This is a genomic window from Desulforhabdus sp. TSK (assembly GCF_022836495.1).
Classification (GTDB): Bacteria; Desulfobacterota; Syntrophobacteria; order Syntrophobacterales; family Syntrophobacteraceae; genus Desulforhabdus.
On sequence record NZ_BQXM01000171.1, the window covers coordinates 1 to 435 of the forward strand.

Annotated in this window: 1 protein-coding gene; it reads right to left on the bottom strand. The window is 73.3% G+C overall.

Features of this window, described 5'->3' with window-relative positions; translation table 11 throughout:
* Positions 1-408 (bottom strand): ATP-binding cassette domain-containing protein (locus tag MWC30_RS21995; RefSeq protein ID WP_244086330.1); only part of this gene is annotated, 408 nt, incomplete at its 3' end.
* Positions 409-435 lie beyond the last annotated feature (27 nt).

The window sequence follows — 435 nt, forward strand, 5'->3', positions numbered from 1 at the left end:
CGTCGGCTCGGCCAGCAGCAGGCAGGCCAGTGTGGCCCGCCCCCGCTCCCCGCCGGAGAGCGACCCGGCCGGCTGGTGGACGGCGTCGCCGCGGATCAGGCACTGCGCCAGTCGATGTCGAGCCTGAACCGGCGTCGTGGTCGGCGCGAAGCGCTGCACGTTCTCCAGGACGCTGGCACCGTCGTCGAGCAGCTGCAGATTCTGTGGCAGAAAGCGGAACGGCACCGCGACGCCGGCGCTGCCCTCCAGCGGCTGAGCCTCCCCCGTGATACAGCGCAGCACTGAGGTCTTCCCGACGCCGTTGGGCCCGGTCAGCGCCACGCGCTGCGGTCCGCGCAGGTGGAGGTCGACCACGGCGGTGCCGTGCGGCGGGCGCAGTTCGACCACCTCCAGCACCTCGCGACCCATGGGCACCTCGGCCCCAGGGAGGTCGAG